This is a genomic window from Chryseobacterium tructae (assembly GCF_030409875.1).
GTDB classification, from domain to species: Bacteria; Bacteroidota; Bacteroidia; order Flavobacteriales; family Weeksellaceae; genus Chryseobacterium; species Chryseobacterium tructae.
Genome location: NZ_JAUFQR010000001.1, coordinates 2,791,314 through 2,807,747, shown reverse-complemented (window position 1 = coordinate 2,807,747; position 16,434 = coordinate 2,791,314). Strand labels below are relative to the sequence as shown.

Here is a 16,434-nt window from a genome sequence, read left to right as displayed (position 1 = left end):
AAAACTTATAATCCCCATAGGAACCCTTCTATTGATGGGTACTATAAAAGCTCAGGTTCAGCTGCCTAGCGGTTTAGCCGGATCTTCCACTGAAATTATGTGTATACCAGAACCTATCTGGAGGAGAAGAGCCAGAGTGATCCTGCGGCTAAACAAGCTCAGACTGTTCAGTATTTTGATGGCTTGGGAAGACCTAAGCAGGTGGTAAATGTAAAAGCATCTCCCCAAGGAAAAGATGTGGTTATGCATTTCGAATATGATCAGTTTGGGAGGCAGGTCAAAGACTATTTACCCATTCCTCAGTCAGGAACTCAGAACGGTGCTATTATTTCTAATCCTTTATCTAATGTTACAACCTCTTATGGCTCAGAAAAGATCTATTCTGAGAAAGTATTGGAAAAATCTCCCTTGGACAGAATCTTGCAACAGGTTCAGCCAGGTAACGACTGGGCAAATAAGCCTGTAGGATTTTCATATGAAGCCAATCTGGCCAATGAAGTATACCAATATACAACCAAGACAATATGGGAAAACGGAGCTACAAAAAGCGAGCTAAGTGTATCTCCTGCTACAACTTATGCTCCCGGAACATTGTATAAAAATACTGTGACAGATGAAGACGGAAATCCAACGGTAGAATTTAAGAATGGAAGAGGGCAGACTCTGATGGTAAGGAAGGTGAATTCTACTGAAAATGCAGATACTTATTATGTGTATAATGAATATGACCAGTTAGCCTTTGTAATTCCGCCCAAAGCAGTAAACAAGGGAACGGGTGAGCCTTTGCTTAACGCCCTTTGTTATCAGTATCGTTATGATAGCAGAAATCGTCTGGTAGAAAAGAAACTTCCCGGTAAAGGCTGGGAGTTTATGGTGTATGATAAAGCTGATAGACTGATTTTGACACAGGATGCCGTAATGGCACCCAAAGGTAAATGGCTTCTCACAAAGTATGATGTTTTTGGAAGAGTAATTTATACAGGAGTTCTCGCATCTACTGCCAAAAGAGCTGTTTTACAAGATCTGATTAAAGACTTAGTGATCACAGAGCCTCGCAGTACCCAGGGATTTACCAGAAATGGAATGACGATTTATTATGTCAATAATTATTTCATGGTAGATACAGAAACCATTCTAAGTATCAATTATTATGACACTTATCCCGGTTATAATTTTAATCCTCCATTTCCATCCACCATTCAGGGAGAAGCTACTTTAACAGAAACATTGTCTTCAGAAGGCAGAAGCACCAAAGGACTTCCTGTAATGAGCCTGGTAAAGAATATTGAAGATGACAACTGGACGAAGAATTATACCTATTATGATACCAAAGGAAGAGCGATTGGAACGTATGCTATCAATCATTTGGGTGGGTATACGAAGACAGAATCTAAACTGGATTTTGCGGGAGTAGCTCAGCAGGTCATCACCCGACATAAGAGATTAGATACCGATACAGAAAGAGTGATCACAGAGAGTTTTGAGTATGATCACCAGAACAGGCTTTTGGTTCATAAACATCAGGTAGACTCTAATCCTGTGGAAATCCTTACCCAGAATACCTATAATGAAATTTCGCAACTGGCTTCTAAGAAAGTCGGTGGAGTTTCTGTAGGCTCGCCACTTCAGCAAATTGATTATAAATACAATATCCGAGGCTGGATGACCAAGATTAATGATCCTGCTAATCTGAATGGGAAACTTTTTGGGTATGAATTAAGATATAATAATCCTGTCAACACTCAGTCTACCGGGAAATACAACGGTAATGTTGCAGAAATAGACTGGAACAATGGATCAGAGAATTTGTTGAAACGTTACAATTATGAATATGACAACATTAACAGACTGACCAATGCTTTCTATAAAGAACCCACCACAGGTGTTAGTGGGAATTTTGATGAATATCTTACCTATGATCTTAACGGGAATATAAACACCCTAAAAAGAAGAGCTGTTCCCATATCCGGGCTAACCTCTACCTTAGTAGATGATCTTGTTTATCAATATACCGGAACCGTCTGGATAAAGTGGTTGAGAATGCTATGAATGAAACAGGGTATGAAGGAGGAAACAATATGATTGATTATGACCTGAATGGTAACATGATGACTATGAAAGATAAAGGAATCCAAAGTATTGATTATAATTATTTGAATTTACCCAATTCTTATTCCATCATTCAGAATAATCCTCTTGGGGGATCTGTAAGCTTTGGATTGAGTTACCTTTATCGTGCCGATGGGATAAAGCTTCGTAAGATCAATACTTCCGGCGGTGGCGGAAAAGGTCAATCACAGACTAATGATATCACCGATTATCTCGATGGTTTTCAATACAGATTTTATGAAGTTGCAGGATCTTGTCCGTGGTGTAGAATCAGCGTTGCATTTGAACAGGAAGCCTTTAAGGCAGAGAATAATAAGGATGTTTTTAAACCAAAACAGCCAGAATGGGTTCTTGATTTTGTACCCACTACTGAAGGTTTTTACAGTTTCACAGAAAATCGTTATATTTATCAATATAGAGATCACCTTGGTAACGCTAGATTAAGTTATGCTAAAAACAATGCAGGGGCTCTTGAGATAATAGATGCCAACAACTACTATCCTTTTGGATTAAGCCACATAGGTGGAATTAAGGGGCAATTGGGAGGGTATTTGAATTATAAGTACAACGGAAAAGAGCTGCAAGAGACGGGAATGTATGATTATGGAGCGAGATTTATATGCCGGATATTGGAAGATGGGGTGTTGTTGACCCATTTGCAGAGAAATATAGAAGGCATTCACCATATAATTATGTAATCAATAACCCTTTGAGGTTTATTGATCCTGATGGAAGGTTTATTATAGACCCTAATGCTACAAAAGAGCAAAGGATTATAATTCAACGAGCAATAAATATGGCGAAAATGCTACTTCAAAATAGAAATATACTTAAAAGTATGATGGATAAAGGTAACTTAAGCTATTCTCAGATAATGCAAGACTTTACCGATGGAAAAGGTCCAATGCTGAGTTTAAGTAAAGGTTTATTTGGACATGCTTTTGGACAGTATACACCAAATGGGAAAGGTTCGGGGAAATTTGAAATAAATGCAATTACGACTGATAATGCATCAACTTTCTCCGACCAATCACAATTAGATGCAATATTTTTACTTGCAGTTACAATAATGCATGAAGATGTTCATAGAGGAAATGATGCTGCTGGCTTTAATGAACATGAAAATAAGGTTGAACAAGGGGAAGCTTTTGAGCAACAAGCTTTTGGTGAAAGTGTTCAGTATTCTAATTCTGGAGAAATTAGAAAAAGTTATGATAATTATTTTAAAAATGCTTTTAATTCAAAAATATTTAAGAAAAATATAGAATTAGTGAAGGAATTGAAAAAAATAGAAGAAAAGAAAGAAAAGGATAAATTAGATTTTAAAAAAAAATTAGAAGAGAATATTTTAAAAAAGAATAATTAAATTATGAAATTTATTTATTTATTAATAATATTAATGACTTGTAGCCCCAATAGAAAAGAGGTTGCAAAAGAAGATTATTCAAATTTATTTGAAATAGCACTAAATATTTGCCCGGAAATAAAGAAATACTATCATTTTGAAGTCGAAGATCGCAAAGTTATCAATATGTTAATAGGAGAAAGTGCACCTTTAAATCGTTCAATAAAATGTTTTGGTTATAAAGTGAACTATGAAAGAAAATATATTAATGATAAAAGTACGTGGATAGAAATTTGGAATTATCAAAAAGTTAGTTCAAATAAATTTTATTTATTATATAAAATTCAAAATGAAGAAGTATTTGTAGAAACGATAATTGAAAAATCAAAAGGAAAATGGTATATGAAAGAATGTAAAATAGATGTGAATAGATCAAAATAAGTCTGTTTCTTAACAAAAAAGAATATCTATTGTGTCACCTTGGCAACGCTAGATTAAGTTATGCTAAAAACAGTGCAGGCGCTCTTGAGATAATAGATACCAACAACTACTATACTTTGGATTAAACCACATAGGTGGAATTAAGGGGCAATTGGGAGGGTATTTGAATTACAAGTACAATGGAAAGGAACTGCAGGAGACCGGAATGTATGACTATGGAGCAAGGATGTATATGCCAGATATTGGTAGATGGGGCGTTGTTGATCCGTTGGCAGAAACTTCCAGAGGTTGGTCTACTTACACTTATGCTTACAATAACCCAATTAGGTTTATCGATCCTGATGGTAGGGAAGCGACAGGATGGATTAAAGATAAGAGAACAGGAGATATATTTTGGGAGAATAACACTAATAGTCAAAAAGAATTTAATAATAATTATAAAGGCAAAGAAGCTAGTTATTCCTATGCTAGTGATAAAGATGATTCAAATACTTATAATCTTCCTAACGGTTCTGGCTCACTGACAATGAATACTTGGGTTGAAAATAGTACTGAAGACGGAATTATTTCTCCCGAAATATCAATGACTTTTAGTCCTTCAAATAAAAATTCAGATTCTGGATGGTTTCAAACATTTTTATCTAATACTCCTGATTATGATGGAAGTGAAGCAAGTTCAGTTCCTGGTGTTATTGAAGAACGTCTCGATGGAGAAAATCAACGTGAAAAAAACTTTACTTTAGCACAATATTTTGACGTTCCAAAGTCTAACACGTTAAAAGATGCTCCCCGTCGTGAATACTTTGGTGATAAAACAGATAAAAACTCTCCTTCAGCAGTAAAATGGGATGCTCAGTCTTCAATGATTATTAATAGTAAAGCTTCATTTACAGTGAAATGGGGATTTACGCTATTTGGAACAAGTGGTAAGGACCACAAGTATAATTCGCCAAGAATAATTAATCCTAGTAAAGTAACACAAACCACAAAGATGCAGTACAATATCTATCTAAGTAGAATATTTTCAATAGTATTATTATTGATAATCAATTTGTATAGTTCTCAAACGAAAAACTATAGTTTTGGTTTGCCAGACAGTGTGGAATCAGGAGATACTATTTTTTTAAATTTATTCAGACATCAGGATGGACGTTTTATAGATAAAGATCAAATTGATAAATTGGAATTGTTTTTAAACAAAAATGATACTAAAAAATTTGAAATTAAGATTTATATTTTCAAAGGAAACTCTAAGGCAAATTTGATGTACACAACTTATTTGAGTGAAAATCTAAAACGGAAATTAGTAAAAGTAACTAATGTTATCAGTATTGTAGGGTATGGAGATAAAATTCCAATATTTTGTAATGTTACAGATAAAGATAGCTATAAAATAAATAGTAGGATAGAAATTATTTGTCTTTAAATCGGGCCCCCTCGCTGGCGCGAGCATCATGCTCGTGTCCTATAATAAAAAAGCCATTGCTAGATCAGCAATGGCTTTTTTACTTAGCTTAGAAAATAGTTATATTTACCAATATAAAGATCACTTAGGAAATACGAGGGTGAGCTTTGCAAAAAACAGCACAGGAGTTCTTGAAGTTACAGATACTAATAACTATTACCCATTTGGATTAAACTATATATTTGGGAATGTTTGGTGCTTCCAATTTTGGTGGATTATATAGTGACAAGTACAATGGGAAAGAGTTGCAAGAGACTGATATGTATGATTATGGAGCAAGGATGTATATGCCGGATCTGGGAAGATGGGGAGTTGTTGATCCGCTAGCGGAAACTTCCAGACGTTGGTCTACTTACACTTATGCTTACAATAACCCAATTAGGTTTATCGATCCAGATGGAATGCAAAACTATGATGTCATAATTTCGGGAGATCTTAAAGACAAAGCATTTGAGCAACTCCAAGCAAAAGCAGGAAATCTTGATTTAGCAATGGATTCAAAGGGAAAAGTTACTGGAAGTATTAAAAACGGTGCAACAGCAACAGCTGCTGAATTAAAATTGCTAGAGGCAACAAATGATTCCTCTGTTATGGTCAACTTAGATGCAACAAGTTCAAATAGTGTTGATAATACACCGATTTAGGAGGAGCTTTTGGAGGGAGTGAAATAGATGATAATGGTATTGTTCAGACAAATCAAATTATGAATCCTAATCAGGCAGAAATAATTGAGAACGCTACTGGAAGGCCAAAAGGAGGAACTGTGCTACACGAAATACTTGAGTCCTATATTGCAGGGAAAAATAATCCAGGAACACCTGGGTTTGGAATTGGAGGAGATTTGAGTGAAAAACCATACCTTGACGCACATAATGCTGCAAAGCGATTAGATCCTACACATAACAATTATAAGATTTCGCAGAGCACTGACTCTATAGATGCAACGATTGGAGGTACTAAATTTGGAACAGTAACTACTTACATCAATATTACAAAAACAACACCTTTAATTAAAAGTGATGGTACACCTCATAAAAGAAAGACAGTGACAAGCGTTACTAAAGTACCTGTTGCAACAGCAAAAGACATTAGAATAAGAAATTAAACATTGAGTATGAAAAAGATTAAATTGATTCTAGCACTCATTATAAATTTATCTCTATATTCCCAACAAAGAATAGAGATTAGGATTAAGAAAATAATTGAAGTCGAAAAATCTTATGTATTTAAATTTAAAAATATAAAAACAAAGAAGATAGATTATTTCTTTTCCTATAAAAAGGATGCTTGTGATAGCGGGTTGAAAATCCATAAGGGTAAAAAATATAATATAGTAATGTTTGAAGTAACTATCCCTCATCAAAATGATGGGAATACTTATTTAATGGAAGTGGGTGATTTTATCCTTCCTCCTAATCATAGTTTATATTATTCTGAATTTGTGAAGGGATTGTATGTATGTCAATAATAAAATATAGTAGTAGATAGTCCTCCCTCCGCTAGCGCTAGCATCATGCTCGTGCTTTCAATAACAAAGAAACCATTGTGAATCTTGCAAAAGTTTTTCATCTTGGAAAATCGTTATATCTATCAATATAGAGATCACCTTGGCAATGTGAGAATAAGTTTTGGAAGAAACAGCGCAGGCGCACTTGAAATCACCGATGCCAATGATTATTACCCATTTGGAATGAATCATTTGAAGTCAGGAAATGCATTTTTTGGACAGAGTACTTATAAAAATTATAAGTACAACGGTAAAGAGTTGCAGGAGACAGGAATGGATGATTATGGAGCGAGAATGTATATGCCGGATTTAGGAAGATGGGGAGTGATTGATCCGCTGGCGGAAAAATTACGAAGACATACACCTTATAATTATGCTGTAAATAATCCAATCGTTAATATTGATCCTGATGGGATGCTTTCTAAATCATTTATAGATGAAATGATGAGTAAGTCTACTGGGGGAAAAACTACATGGACAAACGATGGAAATGGAAATTTTTCTGATGGAAATGGGAATTCTGTTAGCGATGGAAATCCTCCATACTATAGAGTATTAATGTTCGGTGGTGCAGATTTGGATCCAACAGGAAAAACCTCTTACGGTCAAGTGTCAAGTACAACTAAGTACATTGCAAATAATGTTAAGAAAGACAATACAACGGTTTCTTATGAAAATTGGCCTTATTGGGCTAATTCCAAAACTAAGCAATCAATTATTGATGGATGGGCAAATACACTTCAAGAAGCGTATAATAATGGAGATAAAATTGCATTATACGGCTATAGTCAAGGAGGTGTAGGTATTTTAGAAATGCAAAGAGCGCTTGCAAAAAGAGGTGTTCCTGTTGAAATTTTGTTAGTTGTTGATCCTGCAAACGGGCCAAAATCTGACGAAATAAATACTTATGTTCATTGGAATGTGAAAAATGCCTATGGTTTTTATCAAACTAATGAACAGACCGCTTCATTAAGGTCACATGGTTCTCCTTTGATTACTTCACCTAGAAATTCGACGGTTGTAGAAAATGTTAATGATACTGGACGAGTTTTTTATCCTCCCGGGCAGACTAAATCTTCAGCAGTAAATCATTCAAATATTGATGAATTTAGAAGAGATACAGTCGTTAATTTAATTAATCAATTAACTCAAAAAAGATAATGTTATGATAAAAAATATTCTTAAATATATATCGTGGTTTATATTTGGTTTATTCGTTTTGATTGATGTTGATATATTTCTTGATAAGGGTAATATCTCTATTTTTAATTATTTAGGCATAGGAAAATATCTGTCAGAATTAATGATGTTTTTTTTCGTACTTGGAATTCCTATAATGATTACCTATGCGATACTCTTGTTTTTTAAATTTTCAATCAGTGAAAAAACCATATTTGGTTTAATAATTCTAAACGCCATTTTTATAATGTGGTTTGTTTTAGTTGTTATACAGAAAAATATTGTTTAAAAGCCGGTTACCACACAAAAGGATTCACCCGCTAGCGCATTCTATGACAAAAAGCAATAAAAAAGGTTAAAATTTTAAGAAGCGAATTTGTAGGTATTCACAAATGGACTATTGCGTGCTATTACAGCAAATGCACGACTTATGATTTTACATTTCACATTATTTAATATCAGGAGGGAGTGTTTTCCCTCCTGTTTTTTTCTTTCACAATACGCTTTAATTTCACTATCATTTCTTATAGCAGAAAGAGAAGCTATGTGAAGAATTGATTTCATTTTTTTATCTGCAAAATGGCTTACTCTGCTTTTTCCTTTGATGGAGGATCCCCTCGCTGCCACACGAATCCTTTTGTGTGGCATTTTTGGATAGTGGCTGCATCTCCACTTCAGCAGATGGATTATCAATACAATATCAGAGGGTGGATGACTAAGATCAATGATCCTGCTAATCTGAATGGAAAGCTGTTTGGCTACGAGATAAGGTATAACAATCCGAAAATCTCTTCAAAATCACCAGGCAGATTCAATGGAAATATTGCAGAAATAGATTGGAAAAATTACTCAGAAGGAGTCCTGAAAAGATACAACTATGAGTATGACAGTCTTAACCGGTTAAAAAACGGATTCTATTCTGAACCTGATATGACCAATCCCGCTAATGGTAATTTTGATGAATATCTTACCTATGATTTGAATGGAAATATCAATACATTGAAACGAAAAGCAATTCCGGTATCAGGACAAACCTCTACATTGGTTGATGATCTTGTTTATCAATATACCGGGAATCGATTAAATAAAGTGATTGAAAATGCCATGAATGATGTAGGTTATGAAGGTGGCAATAATATGATTGATTATGACCTGAATGGTAACATGATCACTATGAAAGATAAGGGAATCCAAAGTATTGTTTATAATTATTTGAATTTACCCAATTCTTATTCCATCATTCAGAATAATCCTCTTGGGGGATCTGTAAGCTTTGGATTGAGTTATCTTTATCGTGCCGATGGGATAAAGCTTCGTAAGATCAATACTTCCGGCGGTGGCGGAAAAGGTCAATCACAGACTAATGATATCACCGATTATCTCGATGGTTTTCAATACAGATTTTATGAAGTTGCAGGATCTTGTCCGTGGTGTAGAATCAGCGTTGCATTTGAACAGGAAGCCTTTAAGGCAGAGAATAATAAGGATATTTTTAAACCAAAACAGCCAGAATGGGTTCTTGATTTTGTACCCACTACTGAAGGTTTTTACAGTTTCACAGAAAATCGTTATATTTATCAATATAGAGATCACCTTGGCAACGCTAGATTAAGTTATGCTAAAAACAGTGCAGATGCTCTTGAGATAATAGATGCCAACAACTACTATCCTTTTGGATTAAACCATATAGGTGGAATTAAGGGGCAATTGGGAGGGTATTTGAATTACAAGTACAATGGAAAGGAACTTCAAGAAAGTGGAATGTATGATTATGGCGCAAGGTTCTATATGCCGGATATTGGGAGATGGGGCGTGATTGATAATAAAGCAGAAAAATATCTTTCAATATCACCTTATACCTATGCTGGAAATAATCCAATTGCATTTATGGATCCTGACGGGAATGAGTTAATTCTTTCTTTTGCAACAGATACTGCACGGAAATCCTACGAAGATTTAGTGAGTGCTTCACTTGGTGGCAAATATTCTGCAACTTATACTAAAATAGAAGGCACAGATACATATAAAGTAACTCTTAATATGGTTAATAAAGATACTTCTATAACCAAAGAACAGCAGGCTTTTTATGATAGTTATAACGAAGTTGTTGGAGCAAAAGAAATTGTTAATCAAGAAGTTGTTGAAAATGATAAACAGGCAGATGGAGGAAATTTTCAAACAGGTAAATTAGATATTGCAGATATTTTGGAATTTGACAAAGCTGGAAAAGGAGGAACAAGCAGCGCAGGAGCGTTAACTCATGAACATGTTGAACAGTTAGAAAAAGCAAAAATGGGAATACCTAAAGGTAAGTTGGGAAAAGTAGAAAAAGATGAATCTGGAAACATTGTAAACTTACCTGATTTTAATAAAGCGCATGAGAAAGGCAAGAAAGCAGAAGACAAAGTAAATGGGAATAGAAGGATAGAAACGGATGGTCCAATGAGTATTAATTTGTTTGAAGAAAAAGGTAGAACTAAAACTAATCAAGCTATTTGGCCAAATAGTACAGGAGGAATAACAGTAAAAAAAACAAAACTACCATAGCATGAAACATATATTTTCTATTATAATGTCGTTGTTATTGATTAATTGTGCTAATTCTGTAAAGAAAAGCAATAATGTATCTGTCAATGGAAACTGCGTTGAAAATTTAGACTTTAAAGAAGATTATTTTAAAAATATAGAGACTGTTCAAAATTATATATATCGACAAGGAGACCCTCAAAAAGCAAATCAATCTTTAAAGTTTATTGCAAAATATTCTAAAGTTTCTTTTGAAGATATGGCAAATTATGCAAGAGCTTATCCATTAGGGATTTACGAAAAAGACTATCCGATTTGGCTAGATTGGTATGAGAAAAACAAGTGTAGTAACATTCAGTTTAAGAAAAAGTAACAACAACTAATTTAAGATAATAAGTAGCCTCGTAATTTATGAGGTTACTTATCAATACAAGTACAACGGCAAAGAGCTACAGAAGACTAGCATGTACGATTATGGGGCGAGAATGTATATGCCGGATCTGGGAAGATGGGGTGTTGTTGATCCGCTAGCGGAAACTTCCAGACAAAAGAACAAAAAAAAGAAATGAAATATTATAGTCTTGATACATTGAATTGTAAACTAGATAATTCTATGAATGTAATGCCTATGGAATAAAATTCAAGAAAGGCAAATCGAAATTACAATAATAAATTTCATCATTTTTACATTACAAAAACCATTATATTTACCCCAATTAATAATACTTTTAACCAGATGCGAGATTTTTCCGGATATGAAAAAATGCCTGATTCCTTAAAAAAGATTGGGCTTAATGAAAATGATTTATCAAAGCTAGATAAATTAAAATGGGTTGTTACAGAGAAAATTCATGGAGCTAATTTTAGTTTTTCCTATGAAAACCATACACTTAAATATGCCAAGAGAAGAGAATATCTAGCCTGGGGAGATGATTTTTTTGGATTTCAGATTGTGGTCAATAAACTGGAAAATAAAATAATTAGTTTGTTTGAACATTTAAAAACAGCAATTCCTGGTTGTAGATATACTATTTATGGGGAATTGTTTGGAGGAAAATATCCCCATCCTGAAGTTCCTGCAGCTGAACATTTACAAGCCATACAAACAGGAGTCTATTATGCTCCGGATATTCATTTTTGTGCTTTTGATATTGGAATAGTAAATGACCTGGAAATTAAATATTATCTTGACTATGAAACGGCAGTTTCTTATTTCGACCGGTTTGATGTCCCTTATGTAAACCATTGTTAATAGGAAAGTTTAACGAAGCTTTGAATTTCAGTACCAGAATAAATTCTCCTATTCCTACCCAACAATTTGGACTTCCTGAATTGGAGCAGAATCTCATTGAAGGAGTTGTTATCAAGCCTTATAATCTGAGAGATCATGAATTAGTATCCAATCGACCTATCATTAAACTCAAAAATCCCGAATTTGATGAACAAGAGAAATTCCATAAGGCAGAAAAATGGTCGTTTGTTCCCGATGTTTCGTCAAAATCGGAGAGTCTTTCCTTTATTATTGACGAGTTAAGAATGTATGTATCACACAACCGATTAGAAAGTGTGATTTCTAAAGTTGGAGCCTTGGATATCAATAATCCACTTCGTATTTCTGAGATTAAGTCAGAGTTCTTACAAGATATTATAACTGATTTTAATGAAAATAATGGAGGTTTACTAAAAGAGCTCTCTCCAGAAGATCAGAAATGGAGCATTGAAAGGCTTAATTCTGAAATTCAAAGAATAATAACTTTAGCCACAGAAGAAAAATAGTCTAAATACATAAAAAAACAGAGCAAATAGCTCTGTTTTTTGTTAATGATAGTTCTATCTTTCAATCATAATATTTTTAACGAGGGTTTGATCACCCACTTTTAAAATTCCAACATACACGCCTCTTTCCAATGCCGAGACATTAATTTTGCTTTCGTTATTGACTTTCAATAAAGTTCTTCCTGATATATTTGTTATTTCAAAACTGAAATTCACGGTCTTATCTGGTAATTCAATATTTAAAACATTATTGGCAGGGTTAGGGTAGAGCTTCACATCCTCCAAGCTGTTGGGTGAAAAAGATTTATTGGCAGCCAGTGTAGTGGAAGCACTTGCAAAATGCTGTAAAGCACCCACTGTAGCCTTTCCTATATTGTATACATACACCGGATCTACATTGGCAAAAGTATCTTTGCTTGTATGTGGATAGTTACTTCTTATTCTTTCAAAAAAGCCGGTGATAACTTCTCCTTTCTGCTCAAAAGGAATATAGTCGGTGGATTCTGCAGGATCTACAGCGGTCTGTAGTGGCGAATAGAGAGCCGTGCAATTTCTAAGTTGTTGTGTTACTGCAGCAGAGGCAGCATTATTACTGGACATTCCACCCTGATCCTCATCACAATATACCGTATTATTGTTATTTCCTTTTACACCACCAACCTGATCCAGATTAAAAACCAATTTAATATCAAGCTTACGAACACCTCCTTGATAAGCAACATTATTTACATAATGAGTACTTCCTATCAACCCTTGTTCCTCTCCGGAGAAGTGGATAACTTAATAGAATATTCCGTCGGAACATTCTTCAATATTCTGGCTGCCTCAAGAATAATAGAAGTACCACTGCCATTATCATTCACACCTGGACCGGTAATCGTATCAAAATGCCCACAGATAATGACATATTTGTTGGGATATAATGTTCCCGTCTTGGTAATAATAAGGTTTTTAGAGCTTGTTGTTCCAAAAGTAAAAGGGCTTTCTTCAATCTGACTGGCCGTATATCCATAAGAAAGATATTTGTTTTTAATCCAGTTTAGCGTATTCACATTGGCTTGAGAACCTGTTTTTTTGATACCCAGATTACCAAAATCCTGAAGGTTTGCCGTAATATTTGTCTGAGTTACCATATTTGCTCTGTCTTTATAAGCCTGAATAAACGTTTGAGCACTCATACTCTGAATAATTAAGGAAGCACATAAAAATGTCGTGATTTTTTTCATATAAATAATTTTTATTTGGTATGACGAATGTAGTAAATAAATCACAACGAAGTGCGTAATATTTTATGGATACCATACATATTTGTCGGAAAATATGAAAAGCAGGGTGGTATTCAGGTATATATTTAAAAATAGAATGTATTGAACATGAAAAACCCTTCTGAAATAGATTAGAAGGGTTAATTATTTATTTTGGAATAAAATTATTTAGCGACAATAACTTTCCTGGCTACAGTCTGATCTCCTGTTTTAAGAATTCCGATATAAGCACCATTTTCAAGTTCTGAAATATTTACCTTTTTTTCATTTGCTACTTTCAATAAAGAACGTCCCTGGAAATCTGTGATCTCAAAACTGAAGTTTTTTACTTTAGCATCGGGAAAATCAATATTAATCAAATTCTTGGCAGGATTAGGATAGATTTTTATGCTTTCTAAAGTATTTTTTGGAAGAGTTTCATGGGTTCCTAGCGTTTCAGAAGCAACAGCAAAATGTTGTAGCGCTCCTAGAGTGGCTTTTCCAATATTATAAATATATACAGGATCTGTATTGGCAAAAGTATCATTCGCAGTGTGTGGATAGCTACTTCTTATATTTTCAAAGAAACCGGTAATAACTTCACCTCTTTCTTCAAAAGGAACATAATCCGTATCTACAGCAGGATCTACATCAGTCTGAAGTGGTGAATACAGAGCTGTACAGTTTCTCAGCTCTTGAGTGACAGCTGCAGAAGCCGCATTATTGCTCTGAAGCCCGCCCTGATCTTCATCACAGTATACAATGGTGTTGTTGTTTCCATTTACACCACCCACCTGATCAAGATTGAAGACAAGTTTAATATCCAAAATACGATTGCTGCCTTGGTAAGCGACATTATCTACATAATGCTTACTGCCTATTAATCCCTGCTCTTCTCCGGAAAAATGAATAAACTTAATAGAATATTCCGTAGAAATTGTTCTTAAAATTCTAGCAGCTTCCAGAATAATAGAAGTTCCACTGCCATTATCATTTACTCCAGGCCCAGCGATAGTATCAAAATGACCACAAATAATAACATATTTATTAGGATAAACCGTTCCGGTTTTGGTGATGACTAAATTTTTGAGCTTGCATTACCGTAAGTAAAAGGATCTTCTACGATCTGACTGGCAGTATACCCGTAGGAAATATATTTATTCTTAAGCCAGTTAAGTGCATTAGCATTAGCTGGGGTACCCGTTTTTTTTATTCCCCAACTGGCAAATTCCTGCAAGTTCGTAATAATATTCGTTTGAGAAACAGCATTAGCCCTGTTCTGGTAGCTTTGTACAAAACTTTGAGCTCCTATAGAATATGTGGCTATAGCAGTTAATAAAAAAGAAGTAATTTTTTTCATCGTATGAGCGTTATAAAGCTTACTAATACAGTTTAAAAGAATGCAAGCTGATTATTTATCAATGATTATTTTCTTAGTAACACGATTCTGGGCTGTTTTTACAGATACCATATAAACACCATTTGTTAAAGTAGTAATATCTATGTTTTTTTGATTTTCAGTACGCATTAATACATTTCCGGTCATGTCAGAAATTTCAATATTGAAAGATTGATTCTTTTGAGGAAAATCAACCATTAATTGATTTTTAGCAGGATTAGGATATATATTGATGACATCGGAGTTATTTTGTGTAACCGCCTCATTAATTCCTAAAATGTTATTTGTAGTAGAAGCAATGGCAAAATGCTGTAATGCTCCAACAGCAGCTTTACCTACATTGAAGACATATACAGGGTCTATATTGGCAAAAGTGTCATTTGGACTGTGTTCATTCTCACTTTTGATATATTCATAAAATCCGGTAATGGTATATCCTTTAGCTTCAAAAGGGATATAATCCGAGCTATAAGCATTGGAAATAAAAGTTTGAAGGGAAGAATAAAGTCCGGTACATATTGCTAATTCCTGTGTCGCAGCTGCTGAAGCGGCATTGTTTCCAGAGAGTCCGCTAATATCTTTTTCACATACAATGGTAGTGTTGTTATTTCCCAACTGGCCACCTACCTGATCTATATTAAGAACTAACTTTATATCTAATTGGCGTGTATTTCCTTGATAAGCAACATTATTTGCATAATGATAACTTCCATACAACCCTTGCTCTTCTCCGGAAAAGTGTATAAATTTGATTGAATATTCAGTAGGAACATCTTTTAGTATTCTTGCTGCTTCTAGAAGAATAGAGGTACCACTGCCATTATCACTTACTCCAGGGCCAACAATAGTGTCATAATGCCCACAAATAATGATATATTTATCAGGATATACAGTTCCCGTCTTTGTAATAACCAGATTTTTAGAGTTTGTACTTCCAAAGCTAAAGGGATCTTCAACCATCTGATTGGCACTATATCCGTAAGAAATATATTTATTCTTCAACCAGTTAAGCGTATTCGTATTAGCAACAGATCCAGTTGTTTTTACACCCAGACTTTCAAGAGCCGTAAGATTGTTTGTAATATTAGCTTGGGAAACCATATCTGCCCTGGTTTTATAAGCTTGTATAAGTGTTTGTGCTCCAATATTTTGTAGAGCTAAAGAGGTGAATAAAAAAACAGCGACTTTTTTCATTTATTCAATTGAATTATTTTCAATTGCTAATATAAGAATTAATCACTATTTAATCTGGATAATTACTACTGTTAATTCCTGTTTAACCGATTTTTCAATAATAAAATAACTTATTATAGTGTTGATATTGAAATTGATTTTAAATTCATTTATTAGCTAATATCTCTTAATTTTTTTCAACTGAATCTATTGCTTCAGAAGATGATCATCAAAATATAAATAATAAGACTGCTCCAAAAACAGCCTTAT

18 protein-coding genes and 1 pseudogene are annotated in these 16,434 nt (G+C 34.2%); 14 read left to right on the top strand and 5 right to left on the bottom strand.

Features of this window, described 5'->3' with window-relative positions:
* The first annotated feature begins 99 nt into the window (after window positions 1–99).
* The 14 genes and pseudogenes from QWZ06_RS13935 to QWZ06_RS13870 all read left to right on the top strand — a co-directional run bounded on the left by QWZ06_RS13935 (window position 100) and on the right by QWZ06_RS13870 (window position 12,348).
* Window positions 100–2,049: a DUF6443 domain-containing protein gene (locus tag QWZ06_RS13935; RefSeq protein ID WP_290298829.1), complete on the top strand. Its 1,950-nt coding sequence runs from the start codon at window positions 100–102 to the stop codon at window positions 2,047–2,049.
* Window positions 2,046–2,807 (top strand): hypothetical protein, encoded by a 762-nt coding sequence (locus QWZ06_RS13930; RefSeq protein ID WP_353959970.1) that lies wholly within the window; start codon window positions 2,046–2,048, stop codon window positions 2,805–2,807. The genes QWZ06_RS13935 and QWZ06_RS13930 overlap by 4 nt, the downstream gene beginning before the upstream one ends.
* Window positions 2,729–3,475 carry a hypothetical protein gene (locus tag QWZ06_RS13925; protein WP_353959969.1) on the top strand — a complete coding sequence of 249 codons (747 nt, stop codon included), beginning with the start codon at window positions 2,729–2,731 and terminating at the stop codon, window positions 3,473–3,475. Before QWZ06_RS13930 ends, QWZ06_RS13925 begins: the two co-directional genes overlap by 79 nt.
* A 3-nt stretch (window positions 3,476–3,478) precedes the next feature.
* Window positions 3,479–3,895 (top strand): hypothetical protein, encoded by a 417-nt coding sequence (locus QWZ06_RS13920; protein ID WP_290298828.1) that lies wholly within the window; start codon window positions 3,479–3,481, stop codon window positions 3,893–3,895.
* A gap of 205 nt (window positions 3,896–4,100) precedes the next feature.
* On the top strand, window positions 4,101–5,321 hold the full coding sequence (locus tag QWZ06_RS27890) for an RHS repeat-associated core domain-containing protein (RefSeq protein ID WP_353959968.1): 1,221 nt from the start codon (window positions 4,101–4,103) through the stop codon (window positions 5,319–5,321).
* 227 nt (window positions 5,322–5,548) lie between these two features.
* The gene (locus QWZ06_RS13910) at window positions 5,549–6,004 is read left to right on the top strand and encodes an RHS repeat-associated core domain-containing protein (protein WP_290301363.1); all 456 of its coding nucleotides are present in this window, start codon (window positions 5,549–5,551) and stop codon (window positions 6,002–6,004) included.
* 59 nt (window positions 6,005–6,063) lie between these two features.
* The gene (locus QWZ06_RS13905; protein WP_290298826.1) at window positions 6,064–6,465 is read left to right on the top strand and encodes a hypothetical protein; all 402 of its coding nucleotides are present in this window, start codon (window positions 6,064–6,066) and stop codon (window positions 6,463–6,465) included.
* A gap of 9 nt (window positions 6,466–6,474) precedes the next feature.
* The gene (locus QWZ06_RS13900) at window positions 6,475–6,828 is read left to right on the top strand and encodes a hypothetical protein (RefSeq protein ID WP_290298825.1); all 354 of its coding nucleotides are present in this window, start codon (window positions 6,475–6,477) and stop codon (window positions 6,826–6,828) included.
* Between the two features lie 102 nt (window positions 6,829–6,930).
* Window positions 6,931–8,028 carry an RHS repeat-associated core domain-containing protein gene (locus tag QWZ06_RS13895; protein WP_290298824.1) on the top strand — a complete coding sequence of 366 codons (1,098 nt, stop codon included), beginning with the start codon at window positions 6,931–6,933 and terminating at the stop codon, window positions 8,026–8,028.
* A 597-nt stretch (window positions 8,029–8,625) separates the two neighbouring features.
* On the top strand, window positions 8,626–10,593 hold the full coding sequence (locus QWZ06_RS13890; protein WP_290298822.1) for an RHS repeat domain-containing protein: 1,968 nt from the start codon (window positions 8,626–8,628) through the stop codon (window positions 10,591–10,593).
* Window position 10,594: 1 nt separating this feature from the next.
* Window positions 10,595–10,945, top strand: coding sequence for a hypothetical protein (locus tag QWZ06_RS13885; RefSeq protein WP_290298820.1), 351 nt, complete (start codon window positions 10,595–10,597; stop codon window positions 10,943–10,945).
* 49 nt (window positions 10,946–10,994) lie between these two features.
* A pseudogene (locus tag QWZ06_RS28190) lies at window positions 10,995–11,108 on the top strand (RHS repeat-associated core domain-containing protein); the annotation flags it as partial.
* Between the two features lie 227 nt (window positions 11,109–11,335).
* Window positions 11,336–11,824, top strand: coding sequence for an RNA ligase family protein (locus tag QWZ06_RS13875; RefSeq protein WP_290298817.1), 489 nt, complete (start codon window positions 11,336–11,338; stop codon window positions 11,822–11,824).
* Window positions 11,818–12,348, top strand: a complete 531-nt coding sequence (locus QWZ06_RS13870; protein ID WP_290298815.1) for a hypothetical protein — start codon at window positions 11,818–11,820, stop codon at window positions 12,346–12,348. The genes QWZ06_RS13875 and QWZ06_RS13870 overlap by 7 nt, the downstream gene beginning before the upstream one ends.
* Window positions 12,349–12,402: 54 nt before the next feature.
* Here QWZ06_RS13870 and QWZ06_RS13865 read toward each other — a convergent pair whose 3' ends face one another.
* From QWZ06_RS13865 to QWZ06_RS13845, 5 genes are all read right to left on the bottom strand, one after another.
* A complete protein-coding gene (locus QWZ06_RS13865; RefSeq protein ID WP_290298813.1) occupies window positions 12,403–13,098 on the bottom strand; it encodes a T9SS type A sorting domain-containing protein in 696 nt (231 codons plus the stop codon).
* Window positions 13,095–13,574 carry a M28 family peptidase gene (locus QWZ06_RS13860; RefSeq protein WP_290298811.1) on the bottom strand — a complete coding sequence of 160 codons (480 nt, stop codon included), beginning with the start codon at window positions 13,572–13,574 and terminating at the stop codon, window positions 13,095–13,097. The genes QWZ06_RS13865 and QWZ06_RS13860 overlap by 4 nt, the downstream gene beginning before the upstream one ends.
* Before the next feature lie 203 nt (window positions 13,575–13,777).
* On the bottom strand, window positions 13,778–14,626 hold the full coding sequence (locus tag QWZ06_RS13855; protein WP_290301361.1) for a M28 family peptidase: 849 nt from the start codon (window positions 14,624–14,626) through the stop codon (window positions 13,778–13,780).
* 44 nt (window positions 14,627–14,670) lie between these two features.
* Window positions 14,671–14,952: a hypothetical protein gene (locus tag QWZ06_RS13850; RefSeq protein ID WP_290298810.1), complete on the bottom strand. Its 282-nt coding sequence runs from the start codon at window positions 14,950–14,952 to the stop codon at window positions 14,671–14,673.
* Between the two features lie 51 nt (window positions 14,953–15,003).
* Entirely contained in the window at window positions 15,004–16,185 is a 1,182-nt protein-coding gene (locus QWZ06_RS13845; RefSeq protein WP_290298808.1) for a M28 family peptidase, read from the bottom strand.
* Window positions 16,186–16,434 lie beyond the last annotated feature (249 nt).